12 protein-coding genes are annotated in these 14,777 nt (G+C 64.7%); 5 read left to right on the top strand and 7 right to left on the bottom strand.

Translation table 11 applies throughout. The annotated features are described in order from the left end of the window. Positions 1–28 precede the first annotated feature (28 nt). From AC54T3_RS05015 to AC54T3_RS04985, 7 genes are all read right to left on the bottom strand, one after another. A complete protein-coding gene (locus tag AC54T3_RS05015) occupies positions 29–331 on the bottom strand; it encodes a 4a-hydroxytetrahydrobiopterin dehydratase (RefSeq protein WP_496622849.1) in 303 nt (100 codons plus the stop codon). Positions 332–450: 119 nt separating this feature from the next. Next, on the bottom strand, positions 451–897 hold the full coding sequence (locus tag AC54T3_RS05010; protein ID WP_496622848.1) for a hypothetical protein: 447 nt from the start codon (positions 895–897) through the stop codon (positions 451–453). 144 nt (positions 898–1,041) lie between these two features. After that, positions 1,042–2,805, bottom strand: coding sequence for a biosynthetic-type acetolactate synthase large subunit (gene ilvB, locus AC54T3_RS05005; protein ID WP_496622847.1), 1,764 nt, complete (start codon positions 2,803–2,805; stop codon positions 1,042–1,044). Between the two features lie 100 nt (positions 2,806–2,905). Continuing rightward, positions 2,906–4,105: an acetate/propionate family kinase gene (locus AC54T3_RS05000; protein ID WP_496622845.1), complete on the bottom strand. Its 1,200-nt coding sequence runs from the start codon at positions 4,103–4,105 to the stop codon at positions 2,906–2,908. Then, positions 4,102–6,198: a phosphate acetyltransferase gene (gene pta / locus AC54T3_RS04995; protein ID WP_496622844.1), complete on the bottom strand. Its 2,097-nt coding sequence runs from the start codon at positions 6,196–6,198 to the stop codon at positions 4,102–4,104. Before pta ends, AC54T3_RS05000 begins: the two co-directional genes overlap by 4 nt. Positions 6,199–6,334: 136 nt before the next feature. Then, the gene (locus AC54T3_RS04990; protein WP_496622842.1) at positions 6,335–7,396 is read right to left on the bottom strand and encodes a thioredoxin family protein; all 1,062 of its coding nucleotides are present in this window, start codon (positions 7,394–7,396) and stop codon (positions 6,335–6,337) included. A 37-nt stretch (positions 7,397–7,433) separates the two neighbouring features. Continuing rightward, positions 7,434–9,008: a DEAD/DEAH box helicase gene (locus AC54T3_RS04985; RefSeq protein WP_496622840.1), complete on the bottom strand. Its 1,575-nt coding sequence runs from the start codon at positions 9,006–9,008 to the stop codon at positions 7,434–7,436. Positions 9,009–9,440: 432 nt separating this feature from the next. On the opposite strand from AC54T3_RS04985, the gene trxA reads away from it, so the two are divergent. From trxA to AC54T3_RS04960, 5 genes are all read left to right on the top strand, one after another. Next, positions 9,441–9,767, top strand: coding sequence for a thioredoxin TrxA (trxA, locus tag AC54T3_RS04980; RefSeq protein WP_496622838.1), 327 nt, complete (start codon positions 9,441–9,443; stop codon positions 9,765–9,767). Between the two features lie 191 nt (positions 9,768–9,958). After that, complete coding sequence (gene rho / locus AC54T3_RS04975) at positions 9,959–11,215, top strand: transcription termination factor Rho (RefSeq protein WP_496622837.1); 1,257 nt, start codon at positions 9,959–9,961, stop codon at positions 11,213–11,215. Next, positions 11,215–12,549, top strand: a complete 1,335-nt coding sequence (locus tag AC54T3_RS04970) for a paraquat-inducible protein A (RefSeq protein ID WP_496622835.1) — start codon at positions 11,215–11,217, stop codon at positions 12,547–12,549. Before rho ends, AC54T3_RS04970 begins: the two co-directional genes overlap by 1 nt. Further along, entirely contained in the window at positions 12,546–13,220 is a 675-nt protein-coding gene (gene murU / locus AC54T3_RS04965; protein WP_496622833.1) for an N-acetylmuramate alpha-1-phosphate uridylyltransferase MurU, read from the top strand. Before AC54T3_RS04970 ends, murU begins: the two co-directional genes overlap by 4 nt. A 46-nt stretch (positions 13,221–13,266) precedes the next feature. After that, on the top strand, positions 13,267–14,724 hold the full coding sequence (locus AC54T3_RS04960; protein WP_496622831.1) for a glutamate-cysteine ligase family protein: 1,458 nt from the start codon (positions 13,267–13,269) through the stop codon (positions 14,722–14,724). The last annotated feature ends 53 nt before the right edge of the window (positions 14,725–14,777 follow it).

Genomic DNA, 14,777 nt, shown 5'->3' with positions numbered 1-14,777 from the left:
TCCGCGCCGCTTTGATCAGAGCCGAGGATTAATCCGCAATCGCTTCCATCCGCGTGGCGAGTTCAAAATCCAATTCAGTCAGGCCGCTAACAGCATGCGTGGCCAGATCGACGCGGACGGTCTTGTAGACGTTGAACCATTCCGGATGATGGTCCATCGACTCGGCCGCGAGTGCGGCACGCGCCATGAAGCCAAAGGCCTCGCTGAAGTCACGGAACTGGAAGGTCTTGTGGAGCTTGCCGCCCTCGATGGTCCAGGGCGTGTTCGCGCCGGCGTTCAGCGATTGCAAGGAGGTTGCAATCGCGTTGTCGTCAAGCTTGGCTCGATGCATCGTCGGTCCCCAAGTGCAGGTGGCGAGGATGGTTGCAGGAGGAGTTCGGCCGTTGTTGGTGGTGATGGACGCACGCAGTGTGGCGCGCTTGACCCTGCGGGGCGTCAAGCGCGCGCCGTTCAGGCGGCAACCTTCTCCTTCTCCTCGAGCTTGCGGATCAGCGGGTACAGGTGCTCGGTCTCACGCTGGATGCGATCGAGCACCAACCGGAACATCTGCTCGGTCTCGGCCAGGAATTCGTCGTAATCCCGGATCTGCAGCCGGCGATGTGGCTCCGAGCACCAGTCTTTCAGGTACTTGTTGAAGATGCGCTTGATCTCGGTCGAGCCGGAGAGGAAGCGGTTCGCGGTGTTCTTCACCGATTGATCCGGGTACGAGATCAGTCGTCCGCAGAGTTCGCGGTCGACCAATTCGATATGCTCGCGCACCTTGCCGGTGTACTCGAAGAAGACATCACAGGTGGTCTCGGTGTCGCACATCTCCCGACTTTGGATCAGGTAGAGAAAGACATTCGAGAGTTCGGTGATCTTGTGGTTCTGTGCGTGCAGTTGGGAAAAGGCAGTCATGGGGCAGTGGTCCTCCAAAAGCAATCGATGGCCCCCTCGGGGGTCTTGATGGTTCAGTCGTTTTTGTTATTACAACTAGCATAGCAACCTCAAAGACACAAGGAGGCTACTGGCAAACGCGAGTCGAGTCGGTACCCCTCGGCGTCAGGATCCGCTGATGACGGCCGGGGACTCGATCATCGTATCGAACCGGCCGCCGGGCAAGACCATCGGCAGCACGTCTTCAGCCTTGTCGACCCAAACATCGACCAGCACCGGGCCGGGCATCGCCAGGGCTTGCTCGAGCACCTCGCGCAACCGCTTGGGCTCCTTGACGCGCAAGGTCTCGAGGCGCGGATAGACCTGCTTGAGCCCGAGCAGGTTCGGGAGCTGGCGCCGGCAGGTCTGATCGAGTGCCATGCAATCCGGATCGCAGTCATGGCGTCGCGCCAGGCAGGTCTCGTAGTGGTGACCGCCGTCCATCATGTCTTCCCATTGGCGCACCATGCCGAGGAAGCTGTTGTTGAGCACGAACATCTTCAGCGGGATCGCGTTCGCGACCACCGTCGCCAGCTCCTGGATGTTCATCTGAAAACTGCCGTCGCCATCGATCAGCACCACCGGTCGATCCGGGCGGCCATACCAGGCGCCGATCGCCGCCGGCAGCCCGAAGCCCATGGTGCCAAGGCCGCCCGAGCTGATCCACTGCCGTGGGCGCTGGAAGCGATAATACTGGGCCGACCACATCTGGTGTTGACCGACGCCGGTGACCAGGGTCGCATCGCCGGCGGTCAACTCCGAGAGCGCATCAACCACCGCTTGGGGCTTGATGTAATCGCCGCTGCCATAAGGTAACGGCAATTGCTGGCGCCACTCGCCCACCTGCGCCAGCCAGCGCGGATGGCGCGCGTGCCGCGTGCTAGCGAGCGCATGATCGAGGAAGGTCGTCAGCGAGGCGACCAGATGCAGATCGGTCTTGATCGTCTTATCGATCTCGGAGGGGTCGATATCGACATGCGCGATGCGCTTGCCCAGGGCGAAGTCCTTGACCGCGACGCGGTCATCAAAGCGCCCGCCCAGGCTCAGGATCAGATCGGCATCGCGCAGCGCATAGTTGGCCGGCACGCTGCCGTGCATACCGGGCATGCCGAGATAATAGGGCGCGTCGAAGGGCACCGCGCCGAGCGCGTTGAAGGTGGTGGTGACCGGCACCTCGAAGCGCTCGGCGAAACGACACAAGGCCGCCGCAGCGCCGGCATGAATGATGCCGCCGCCGGCCTTGATCACCGGCCGCTCGGCGGTGCTCAGCGCATCGAGGATGGCATCGGCGCGCTCGGCCTCGAACGGGATCTCCGGGCGATGCCGGCGCCGTGCCGGATGCGGCGCCATGCAGGCGGCGAGCTGAACGTCCTTGCAGATATCCACCACCACCGGCCCTGGACGGCCATGCTGGGCCAAGGCGAAGGCCTCGCGCAGCATCCACTCGAGATCATTGACATCGCGCACCAGGTAATTGTGCTTGGAGATCGGCCGCGTGAAACCGACGGTATCGACCTCCTGGAAGGCATCGCTACCGATCGCGTGGCTCGGCACCTGGCCGGTGATGAAGCCGGTGGGCACCGAACCCTTGTGCGGGGCGCAAATGGGCGTCGCGAGGTGGGGCGCGCCGGGCCGGGCGGTGGCGCGCGCGACCCCGACGCGCCCGCTCGCGCGCGCATAGCCCTCGGCCGAATGGCCGGCCCCGCCCTCTTGCCGACAGAGCACGAAGCGCGGCACCGGTTCGCCACGGCGCATGCGCTTGTTCAGCTCCACATGTAGCGGGATCACCGCGCCGCCGGTATGCCCGAAGATGACCTCGACCCCGAGATCCCGCAGGACGTCGAAGAGCAAGGCGGCGCCGGTGGGATGCAGGCTAACGGAATCGTTCATCGGCAATCGACTGGATCAAAGGGATGGATCGAAGAGTAGACATCTAATGATAACGGGCCAGCCGGTGAGCGTGTTGATCGGCGCTAACCAAAGCAGCGACTCAGCTGACCGCCGCGAGCGCCTCGCGCGCAATCTGCAGCTCTTCATTGGTCGGGATCACCAAGACCTGGATCGGGCTATCCAGGCTCGAGATCGCCCGCTCCTCGGTCGAAGCCGCAGCATTGGCCTCGACATCGAGCCTAATGCCAAGGTTCTCGAGGCCGTCGCAGGCCCGCGCGCGTAGCTCGGCCGAATTCTCGCCAATGCCGCCGGTGAAGACCAAGGCATCGGTCCGACCGAGTTCAGCCAGGTAGGCGCCGATGTACTTCTTCAGCCGATGGGCGGTGACGCCGAGCGCCAGTTCAGCGGCCTCGTCGCCCTCTTCGGCGCGGCGCTGGATCTCGCGCAAGTCATTATCGCCACAGAGACCGAGCAGCCCGCTCTTGCGATTGAGCAGATCCTCCAAGCGATCATTGTCGAGCCCAAGTTGCTGGCTCAAATAGAAAGGCACTGCTGGATCGATGTCGCCGCAGCGGGTGCCCATCACCAGGCCCTCGAGCGGGGTCATGCCCATCGAGGTATCGATGCTGCTGCCCTCGCGGATCGCGGTGGCGCTGGCGCCATTGCCCAGATGCAGGGTGATCAGGTTGCACTGCTCGAACGGCTTGTCGAGCCGCTCGGCGGCACGCCGGCCGACGTAATGATGCGAGGTGCCGTGGAACCCATAGCGGCGCACCCCGTGCTCGCGATACAGATAATCCGGGATCGCATAACGGTAGGCGGTGCGCGGCATGGTCTGATGGAAGGCGGTATCGAAGACCGCGACCTGCGGGGTGTTCGGAAACAGCGCGCGCGCGACCAGAATGCCATCGAGATTGGCCGGGTTGTGCAGCGGCGCCAGCGGGATCACCTGCCGAATCGCCGCGATGATGTCGTCATCGACTACCGTAGGCGCATGGAACGCCTCACCGCCATGCACGACGCGATGCCCGACCGCCAGCAGCTCGGCCGGGTCCGCCAAGGCGCCGCTGCGCGCCAAGGCGCCGGCGATGCGCTGCAACCCCTGCTGGTGGTCGGGCATCGCGGCCCACTCCTCCAGGGTCTGTGCGCGGCCTTGGGCATCGGTCCAACCGCAGCGCAGGACGGCCTCTGGCTCGCCGATGCGGGTCACCGAGCCTGCGGCCGGCACGCTCCAATCATCACTGCGAAAGAGCTGGAACTTGATCGACGAGCTGCCGGAATTGAGTACCAGCACCTTCATGAGGCCGCTCCGACGCTCTGCGCTTGGATCGCGGTGATGGCGACCGTGTTGACGATATCGGTGACGGTACAGCCGCGACTGAGGTCGTTGACCGGCTTGTTCAGCCCCTGCAGCACCGGACCAATAGCCACCGCGCCCGCACTGCGCTGCACCGCCTTGTAGGTGTTGTTGCCGGTATTCAGGTCCGGGAAGATGAACACCGTCGCCTGCCCGGCGACCTCGCTGTCCGGCATCTTTGAGCGCGCGACGCTGGCATCAACCGCAGCGTCGTATTGAATCGGCCCCTCGAGCTTGAGATCGGGACGGCGCTGGCGCGCGATCGCGACCGCTTCGCGGACCTTCTCGACATCGGCACCCTTACCGGACGAGCCAGTGGAATACGACAGCATCGCGATGCGAGGCTCGACGCCAAAGGCGGCGGCGGTGCCCGCCGAGGTGATGGCGATATCGGCAAGCTGTTCGGCGTCCGGATTCGGGTTCACCGCACAATCGCCATAGACTAGCACCCGATCCGGCATGCACATGAAGAACACGCTTGAGACCAGCTTGGTCTCGGGCTTGGTCTTGATGGTCTCGAACGACGGCCGGATGGTGTGCTGCGTGGTGTGCAACGCGCCCGAGACCATGCCATCGGCATCGCCGGTGTAGACCATCAGGGTGCCGAAATAGCTCACATCCTCGAGCGCGTCGAAGGCGATCTGCTCCGAGATCCCCTTGTGCGCGCGCAGGCCGTGGTAGATGGCGGCATACTCGGAACGCTTCGGCGAGGTGACCGGGTCGATGATCTGGATACCCTCGAGCTGCAAACCGAGTTCGCCGGCCCGGCGCCGGATCTTGTCTGCATTGCCCAGCAGGATCAGCTCGGCGACGCCGCGCAGGCTGAGAATCTCGGCGGCGCGCAGGATGCGCTCGTCCTGCCCCTCGGGCAGCACGATACGCTTGCGCTGCGACTTGGCGCGGTGGATCAGCTCGTACTCGAACATCAGCGGGCTCACCCGGACCGACTCGTGCAAGGCGATGCTCTCTTGCAGTCCCTTGATATCGACCGCGTTCTCGAACACGCCCAGCGCGGCGGCAATCTTGCGCTCATCGCCGGGGAGGATGACCGACTCGACCTTGTTCACCGCCAGCGCCGTGCGAAAGGTATCGAGCCCGGTACAGAGCAACGCCACCTTGCTGCGGCGCAGTCCGGAGAGCAGGCGCTGGACGTTCTCGGCCGGCTTCAGCCCGCCGGTGAGCAGCAGCCCGGCGACACGCGGGAAGGAATCGGCGACATCGGCGGCCAGGCTGGCGAGGATGATGTCGCTGCGATCGCCGGCGGTGATGATCAGGCAGCCATCCTCGATATAATTCAGGAAGTCCGGCACCTCCATGGCCGCGACCTTATAGTGGCTGACCACCTGATTGAGCGCATCGCTCTCGCCGCAGACCAGCTCGGTGCCGAGCATCTTGTGGATCTCGCCGATGGTCGGCTTGCTCAGCGCCTCGGTCTCGGGCAGCACATGCAGGGTCTCGGTTTGCGGCAGCACCGCTTGCGCGCGGCGCTTGACCACATCGACATAGTCCGGATGCACGCCGTTGACCACGGTTGCCAGCAGGTCGCCGCCCCGGTTGATCATCGACTCATGGGCCATGTGCACTGCGTGCAGCGCCTCCTCGGAGCTGCGCTGGAAGCCCTTGACCACGACCACGATGCTGCTGCCGAAGTTGTTCGCCAGGTCGGCATTGAAGTCGAATTCCAGCGAGGGCACCAGACCGTCGTAGTCGGTGCCGGCACAGAGCACCAGATCGCACTGCTCGTCGAGCAACATGAACTTGTTCAGGATCAGCTTCAGCAGCTCATCGTAATGCCCGGCGGCAGCCAACTCGCTGGCCATCTGCGCGGTGCAGCCATAGAGCATTTCGGCCGGGAACGGCAGATCGTAGCGATCGCGGATCAAGCTCGTCAGGCTGTCCTGCTCGACCGGGCCACTGATCACCGGGCGGAAGAAGCCGACGCGCCGGTTGACCGCCGACAACATCTCCATGAAGCCCAACACGACCACCGATTTGCCGCTGCCCGATCCGGCGCCGGCGATGTAAATGCTCTGCATAAACGACAATCTCCAGGGGTCCAGGCGGCGAGCGCCCGGGACCGGGTTAGCATCCAATGATCATGCCCCAAGCGCGGACAGGATAGGTTACGGCACTTTGACAGCCGTCCGCGCGCTCTTTAAGAGGCTCACGCGCTTAGCGCATCTGGCGCAGGCGCCAGCGCTGATAGCTGGGCTCCTGCCGATAGGCTTGACTGGTGACATAGTTGAGCACGTTGCCGAGCCGATAGAAACCGACTACCGAGTCCACGCGCAGGATCTCACGGCCCTGCTCGTCGAAGAAGATCACCGCTGGGGCGTAGAAGAGTTCGAGATCCGAGGCCCAGTCGTGTGCCGTGGTGCGCTCGCCCGCAGGCGTGATGAGCGGCGTTGGCGCCCACAGGTCGAGCTGGACATTGTCCAAGCTGGCAAAGCCCTCGGCAATCGTCTGATCCTGCAGGGACTGACCATGCAGGACATCGCAAGGATGGCAATCCCCCTGCTCGAAGAACACGGCGAGGGGCCGCTCGGCCGGGACACGGCTGCGATCGAGATTGAACGGCGGCGACTGAAAGAAGGGCTGATCGTGCAGATCGGCGGCATCGAAGACCATGCGATTGTTGCCGCGCGCCAGATACTCCCGGAACCGTTCCTCAAGGTAGTGTTCATCGGCGACGTACTCCAGCGCGGCGCGGAACTGATAGGGCGGATAGTAACCGCGCAGGCGCAAGACCTCGTTGCCTTGCGCGTTGTAGAAGATCAGCGTCGGCGTGAACTCGGCCTCCTCGCGCAGGGCGAAATCGCGCTCGGTCAGGGCGCGACCGCGCAGATCAGTGACCTCGGCGACGCCCCAGATATCGATCGGCGTGACATCGAAATGGCGCTTGGTGTACTCGACGATATCGGTCTCGGCGCCGAAATTGACATCGATGAGTTGATGGCAGTAGGCGCAGCGCTTCTGGCCGAAGTACAGGATCAGGCCTTTACCGGCGTCGCGCGCCGCCTCGAGATCGGCGCGCAGGTCCAGAAACGGGTCATTGAACCAGGGCGGATAGCGCAACGGCGCATCGCGCGGGCTGTCATCGAAGGTATAGACATCGTCCGTCTCGCTGCCGTTCACGGGTGCCGCGCCGGCCCAGGCCAGGAACAACGACACCGCCAGCGCGAAGAGATTCGACGGCAGCGGGACAAGCGGGCGGGAAAAACGTGGACCAGACATCGCTGCAATTCGGCTCCAAAAGGTGAGGTGGTGAGACTCAGGTTTGCGGCGTCGGTTCGGGCTGGCCCGCCGCCGGTCGGCGCGAGCGCCGACGGCGGCGCTTCTTGGGCGCGTCGCTCGCGGAGACGTGCGGTGCAGCACTCGCGTTGGGCGCGGGCGATCGTGCACTGGCGGTTACATCGGCGGTATCGCCAGCAGAGGGCGCGCTCGGCTTGGGCCTGCGCCCCGGCTTGGCGGCTCCTTGTGGCTCGCGCCTTGGTCCTCCGCGCGCACCCGACCCGCGCGCGCCGTCACGACCACGCGTGCGCCCGCCGTCAAGACCGCCATCGCGTCCAGCATCGCGCGAACGCCGCTCGACCCGGACCCGGCTTTTGGGGTCGACCTCGGCGAGCAGGTCGGACTCCACGGTGCTGATCGGGATACGCGCGCCGACGAAGGCCTCGATATCGGGCCAGCCCATCGCATAACTCTCGCAGACGAAGCTGATCGCATCGCCGGCGGCGCCGGCGCGCGCGGTGCGGCCGATGCGATGCACATAGTCCTCGGCATCATCCGGCAGATCATAGTTAATCACATGAGTCACGCCCGGGATGTGCAAACCGCGCGCGGCCACATCGGTTGCAACCATGGTCGCGAGTTCGCCATCCTGGAATTGCCTCAGCAGGCTGAGCCGTTTCTTCTGCGGCACATCGCCAGAGAGCATCGCGGCCTTGAGCCCATTGCCCTCCAGATACCCCCAGACCCGCTCGCCCTCGCGCTTGGTATTGACGAAGACCATGCTGCGCGCGCCCTTGAGCCGGCGCAGCAGCCCGATCAGCAGCGGTATCTTTTCATCGTTGGCCACCATATAACCCTGTTGAGTCACGCGATCAGCCGTCACCCGCTCCGGCGTGATCTCGACCATCCTCGGATCATTCATGTGCTCGTAGGCAAGTTCCATGACCCGATAAGACAGGGTGGCCGAGAACAGCATGCCGAGACGCTCGCTCGGCGCCGGCAGACGCCGCAGCACGAAGCGGATATCCTTGATGAAGCCGAGATCGAACATGCGATCGGCCTCATCGAGCACCACTACCTCGACATGACGCAGATCGAATACCCGTTGCTTCAGATAATCGATCAGCCGGCCCGGCGTGCCGATGAGGAGATCGACCCCGGCAGCGATCTCCTCGCGCTGGGCCTGATAGGCGGTGCCGCCATAGACGAGGCCGAGCCGGAATCCCGTCTCTGCGGCGAGCAGCTGGGCATCCTTGTGGATCTGCACCGCGAGTTCGCGGGTCGGCGCCAGGATGAGCGCCTGCGGCCCTTGCCGCCGAGGGGGCTTGTTCGGCGCGGAGCGCTCCCCGGGCGTGGCCTCCGGACTCGGCGCCAGCTCGGCGGCGGCCAGCTCGGATTGCAGCAAGCGTTGAAGTGCGACGACGAGGAAGGCCGCCGTCTTCCCGGTGCCGGTCTGTGCTTGCCCGGCAATGTCCTGGCCGGCGAGCGCGAGCGGCAGGGTCTCGGCCTGGATCGGCGTGCAATAGTGGAACCCAGCGGCCTCGAGGCCAGCGAGAATCCGGGGATGCAGATCAAACTGATCGAAACGGGTATCGGTGAGGTGAGTCTGGGGCATGGATGACCATAAGGATGAGGATGGGCGCGCGCGCCGACAAACAGGATGAGCGAGGACTTGCAAAACTTGATATCTTTCGCTCAAATAGCATCCTAACGCTGGCGGCGGCTTTTGCGCTAGCCAACCAGCCCGCCCTATCCCGTCTCGACGTGCCACCTAAGCGCATCAAACGAGAGCGATTTCGGTAACGAGCATCATCCCAGTCGGCTTCCAGTGCAGCCCCGCTGGACCCGCCAGCAGGCGGGTGGATTTGCTGTTGAGGCAAGTACCAGCATTCAGAGCGCGTCGCCGCACAGGGTTGAGCCCTCCCTTTATTTCGCCGTTGGCATCACCACCGACATCAACACCGCACCCTTTGACGGGCATCACCTGTTGGCGCCAAACCCTAAGGTCGACATGCGTCCAACACCCCCAACTTGGAGAGAGACCGAAGTGAGCGAGAGAATCGTCCATGTGACCGACGACACCTTCGAGCAGGAGGTGTTGCAGTCCGATCAACCCGTCCTCGTCGACTATTGGGCCAACTGGTGCGCACCCTGCAAGATGATCGCCCCGGTGCTCGAGGAGATTGCCGAGGAGTATGAGGGACGCATTAAGGTCGCCAAGATCGATATCGACGAGAACCGGGCCGTAACCGAGCGCTTTAATGTGCGCGGCATCCCAACCCTGATCCTCTTCAAGAATGGCGAGGCCGAGGCGATCAAGGTCGGCGCGGTCTCGAAGTCTCAACTGACCGTCTTCATCGATAGCAACCTTTGAATCAGCCACGCACGCGGCCCCGGCGCCGGCCCGGGAATAACACGCAGAACCGATCCGGCAACATCGAGACGGAGCCAGGCCAGCAGACCGACTCCGACCTTCCCACCGTCAACGAGCCCGCCTCGTCCCCGCCCGACCCGTCGCAATCGTCGCGCGGGGAGCGCCCCCGAACGCCGTCGAATAGACCATCCATGAATCTCACCGAGCTAAAACAGATGCCCGTCCCTGCGCTCGTCGAGCTTGCGCAGTCGATGGAACTCGAGGGCGTCGGCCGCTCCCGCAAACAGGATCTGATCTTCGCCATCCTCAAGGCCAAGGCGAAACGCGGCGAGGACATCTACGGCGACGGCGTGCTCGAGATCCTCTCGGACGGGTTTGGCTTCCTGCGCTCGGCGGCCGCTTCCTTCCTCGCCGGCCCCGATGACATCTACGTCTCGCCGAGCCAGATCCGCCGCTTTTCGCTGCGCACCGGCGACAACATCTCCGGCAAGATCCGCCCGCCCAAGGACGGCGAGCGTTACTTCGCGCTACTCAAGGTCGGGGACATCAACTTCGACCGGCCCGAGAACGCCAAGACCAAGATCCTGTTCGAGAACTTCACACCGCTGTTCGCCCAGCAGCGGCTCGGGCTCGAGGTCGGCAACGGCAGCACCGAGGATCTCACCGCGCGCACGGTCGATCTGATCGCGCCGATCGGCAAGGGCCAGCGCGGCTTGATCGTCTCGCCGCCCAAGGCCGGCAAGACGATGATCCTGCAGAACATCGCCCAGTCGATCGCGCACAATCATCCCGAGGTATTCCTGATCGTGCTGCTCATCGATGAGCGCCCAGAGGAAGTCACCGAGATGTCCCGCTCGGTGCGCGGCGAGGTGATCTCCTCGACCTTCGATGAGCCGGCGACCCGCCATGTGCAGGTCGCCGAGATGGTCATCGAGCGCGCCAAGCGCCTGGTCGAGCACAAGCGCGATGTCGTGATCCTGCTCGATAGCATCACCCGACTGGCGCGCGCCTACAACACCGTGGTGCCCTCCTCGGGCAAGGTGCTGACCGGCGGTGTCGACGCCAACGCCCTGCAACGGCCAAAGCGGTTCTTCGGCGCCGCACGCAACGTCGAGGAAGGCGGTTCGCTGACCATCCTCGCCACCGCGTTGGTCGAGACTGGCTCGCGCATGGACGATGTGATCTACGAGGAGTTCAAGGGTACTGGCAACATGGAGCTGCACCTCGATCGGCGCATCTCCGAGAAGCGCATCTTCCCGGCCATCAACATCAATCGTTCCGGCACTCGCCGCGAGGAGCTACTGATGCCAGCGGCCGAGCTGCAGAAGATGTGGATCCTGCGCAAGATCCTGCACCCGATGGATGAGCTGGCGGCGATCGAATTCCTGATCGATAAGCTCAAGACCACCAAGACCAACAACGAGTTCTTCGACTCGATGCGGGGCTGATGCCCGCTCGGACCCACCGGATCATCGTCGGGCTGGTCTCGGCCGCGCTGCTGATCGGCGCCTCGGTCTCGACCTATCAGCTGATCCTGGAACTCGGCACGCTACAACAGCGGCAAGTGCAGCGCGCCGAACTCCAGGATGTGAAGTACGGGCTGTTCAACGCCGAGGTCTGGGTCGAGCAGGTCTCGGTCATCCTTGCCGAACGCATCCAGTCGTTCGAGTTCGGCGAGGACAACCGGCCTCGGATCAAGCGCAAGGTCGAGCTGTTGCTGGATCGGATGCTGGCCGAGGTCGAGCAGGTTCTGCGCCGCCACAACGCCGCTGGCGACCACTGGATCGATCGACTCCAGGGCAGTCTGCGCCAGGGCGCGCAAGACTGGCTCATCGACTTCGACCAGCTCCGTGCCCAGGTGCCGCTCTATGCCGAGGCGGTGCTCGAGGAACTCGATCGGCCCGAGACCCGCAGCGAGATCCAACGCGCTCTGCTGCAGGCGATCGAGCAGGCCGCAGAGACCACGTTCAGCCGCATCGATCAGGCGCCGCGACAGCGCATCGCTCAGTCCCTCGGCTGCGAGCGCCAGGCCGATTGCCTCGCCCTGCTCACCGAGGTCACGCGCGTGCATCAAGCGCGGGCCCAGACCTATGCCCTCTGGTCAATCGGCTGCGTTGGTCTGCTTTTCCTCCTGGCCTGGATGCTGTCTGGCCGCACGCGCTTCCTGCCGCCCGAGACCATGCTGATGCTCACGGCGGCCACCCTGGTGCTGCTCGGCGCCGGAGTGATGACGCCGATGATCGAGGTCGAGGCGCGCATCGATGCGTTCAGCCTGAGCCTGCTCGGCGAGCCAGTGGTCTTCACCGATCAGGTGCTCTACTTTCAGAGCAAGAGCATCCTCGATCTGGTGCGTGTGCTCACCGCGACCGGGGCGGTCGATATGATCCTGGTCGCGGGGCTAGTGGTGCTCTTCAGCCTGGTCTTCCCGAGCGCCAAGATCCTGGCCGGCTTCCTCTATTACAGCGACCCGCGCGGCCTGCGCCAGCGCGCGCTGGTCCAGTTCTTCGCGCTGCGCTCCGGCAAGTGGTCGATGGCCGATGTGCTGGTGGTGGCGATCCTTATGGCCTATCTCGGCTTCGATGGGCTCATCGATAGCCAGCTCGCCACGCTGGGCGGCGGGGGGAGCGCGGGCGGCAGCGGCGAGCGCGCCGTCAACCTGATCAGCACCAACGCCACCAGCCTGCAGCTCGGGTTCTTTCTCTTCCTCGCCTTCGTGCTCGCCAGCCTGTTCCTGTCGGTGCTGCTCGAGACGCGGGCTCCGCCATCGAGTCCCGCAAGATGAAGGCGATGATCCTGGCCGCCGGGCGCGGCAACCGCATGCGCCCGCTCACCGACCACACCCCGAAGCCACTGCTCGAGGTGGGCGGCAGCGCGCTGATCGTGCATCAGATTCGGCGCCTACGCGATGCCGGCATCACCGAGCTGGTCATCAATCACGCCCACCTCGGCGAGCAGATCGAGCAGGCGCTGGGCGACGGCCGCGCCTATGATGTGCGGATCCAGTACTCGCCCGAAGGTCCGGGGCAAGCGCTCGAGACCGGCGGCGGCATCCATCGCGCGCTGGCGTTATTGGGTCCGGAGCCTTTTCTGGTGGTCAATGGCGACATCTGGTGCGATCTGGACTACCGCCGCCTGCGCCTCGAGGCGCAAGACCTGGCCCAGATCGTTCTGGTCGATAATCCGCCGCATCACCCCGAGGGCGATTTCGCGCTCCGCGCTGGACGCGCGCGATTCGACGCTGGCGGTGGTCCCCGGCTGACCTTCGCCGGCATCGGCCTCTACCGCCCGCAACTGTTCGCGGACCGCGCGCCTAGCGCCTTCCCGCTTGCACCCTTGCTCCGCGAGGCCATGGCGGCTGGGCGCTGCAGCGGTCTGCACCATGCTGGCGTCTGGCTCGATATCGGCACCCCGGAGCGTTTACAGACGCTCGATCGCATGTTAAGGAACACCTAACTGTGGCGGCAGGCGGCCTCGCGCCGGACCGGAGGCAACAGAGCGTATGGGCCAGGATATCGAGGATCGTTCGTTCACCAAGGCCGATTTCCGCGCCTTCGAGGCCCGCTTAAAGGCCGAGACCGCGTTGCTCGAGCGCTGGTTCGCCAAAGACGCCTTCGCTGATACCGAGGGCGAAGGCGAGCGCACGGTCGGCTTCGAGCTAGAGGCCTGTTTGATCGATCGCCGCCATCAGGCTCCGGCGCCGGTGATCGACGCCTTCCTCGAGCAAGTCAGGGACCCACTCATCGTCCCCGAGCTGGCGCGCTTCAACCTGGAGCTGAACAGCACCCCGGAGCCCCTCACCGGCAAGGCGCTGAGCCGACTCCACGCTGAACTCGAGCGAACCCTTGCGCATTGCCAAACCGCAGCCGCCACGCTCGACGCACAGGTCGGCACCATCGGCATCCTGCCCACGCTGCGCCCCGAGCACCTGGTGCCAGCGCAGATGACCCCGCGTCCGCGCTATCGCGCGCTCAATGAGCAGATTCTGCGCCTGCGCGATGGCGCGCCGTTCCGGCTCGAGATCGAGGGCGAGGGCGAGCAGCCGGTGACCATCGAGCAGCCCGATGTCATGCTTGAAGCGGCGGCCACCTCGTTCCAGATCCACCTCAAGATCGGCGCCGCCGAGTCAGCACGGGTCTTCAACGCCTCCAAGCTGCTGGCTGCGATCTCGGTCGCGATCGGCGCCAATTCGCCCTATCTGTTCGGCCGTGAACTCTGGTGCGAGACCCGCATCCCCCTGTTCGAGCAAGCGGTCTCGGTCGGCGACAGCCCGCTGCGCGAACGGGTCGGCTTCGGCATCCGCTACGCGGAGCATTCGGTCATGGAGTGCTTCCGCTCGAACATCGATCGCTATCCGGTGCTATTGCCGCATTTGATGGATGAGCCCTTGGAGCAGCTTGCGCATCTGCGTCTGCACAACGGCACCATCTGGCGCTGGAATCGGCCGTTGATCGGTTTCGAGCCCGATGCGGCCGGCGCTCAACCGCCCCATCTTCGGATGGAGCATCGAGTCGCGGCGGCGGGGCCCTCGACGATCGACAACATCGCCAATGCCGCGCTCTACTTCGGCGCCGTGCATGCTCTGGCGAGCGAGCCCACGCCGCCAGAGCGGGCACTGCCGTTCAATCAGGCCAGGGTCAATTTTTATCTCGCCGCCCGCTATGGGCTGGCGGCCGAGATCCTCTGGTACGACAGTCGAGTGCGGATGCCCATCCATCGGCTCATCCTCGAGCGGGTGCTGCCCAAGGCGCGCCGTGGGCTGGAGGCGCTCGGGATCGACCACAGCGAGATCGATGACTGGCTCGGCGTCATCAAGGCGCGGGCCCGCACCCGTCGCACCGGCGCGACCTGGCAGCGCGCCTGGGTGGCCAAGCACGGCCCGGACATGGCGGCATTGACCGAGGCGTACCTGGCACTGCAGGCGACCGGCAAGCCGGTGCACGAGTGGACGTTGGACTGAGCGTGAGCGCGAACTGCTCGGATCAGCTCAGCCCGGCTCAGCTCAGCCCGGCT

This window comes from Halochromatium sp. NSM3, from assembly GCF_059621085.1.
The sequence above is the reverse complement of the archived record's forward strand: the minus strand, read 5'-3'. Positions and strand labels throughout refer to the sequence as shown.

Bases quoted from the DNA above. Each gene is read 5' to 3' on its own strand.
- AC54T3_RS05015 (WP_496622849.1), bottom strand. From the start codon at position 331: ATGCATCGAGCCAAGCTTGACGACAACGCGATTGCAACCTCCTTGCAA.
- AC54T3_RS04960 (WP_496622831.1), top strand. From the start codon at position 13,267: ATGGGCCAGGATATCGAGGATCGTTCGTTCACCAAGGCCGATTTCCGC.
- ilvB (WP_496622847.1), bottom strand. From the start codon at position 2,805: ATGAACGATTCCGTTAGCCTGCATCCCACCGGCGCCGCCTTGCTCTTC.
- rho (WP_496622837.1), top strand. From the start codon at position 9,959: ATGAATCTCACCGAGCTAAAACAGATGCCCGTCCCTGCGCTCGTCGAG.
- AC54T3_RS04990 (WP_496622842.1), bottom strand. From the start codon at position 7,396: ATGTCTGGTCCACGTTTTTCCCGCCCGCTTGTCCCGCTGCCGTCGAAT.
- AC54T3_RS05010 (WP_496622848.1), bottom strand. From the start codon at position 897: ATGACTGCCTTTTCCCAACTGCACGCACAGAACCACAAGATCACCGAA.
- pta (WP_496622844.1), bottom strand. From the start codon at position 6,198: ATGCAGAGCATTTACATCGCCGGCGCCGGATCGGGCAGCGGCAAATCG.
- AC54T3_RS04970 (WP_496622835.1), top strand. From the start codon at position 11,215: ATGCCCGCTCGGACCCACCGGATCATCGTCGGGCTGGTCTCGGCCGCG.
- AC54T3_RS04985 (WP_496622840.1), bottom strand. From the start codon at position 9,008: ATGCCCCAGACTCACCTCACCGATACCCGTTTCGATCAGTTTGATCTG.
- murU (WP_496622833.1), top strand. From the start codon at position 12,546: ATGAAGGCGATGATCCTGGCCGCCGGGCGCGGCAACCGCATGCGCCCG.
- AC54T3_RS05000 (WP_496622845.1), bottom strand. From the start codon at position 4,105: ATGAAGGTGCTGGTACTCAATTCCGGCAGCTCGTCGATCAAGTTCCAG.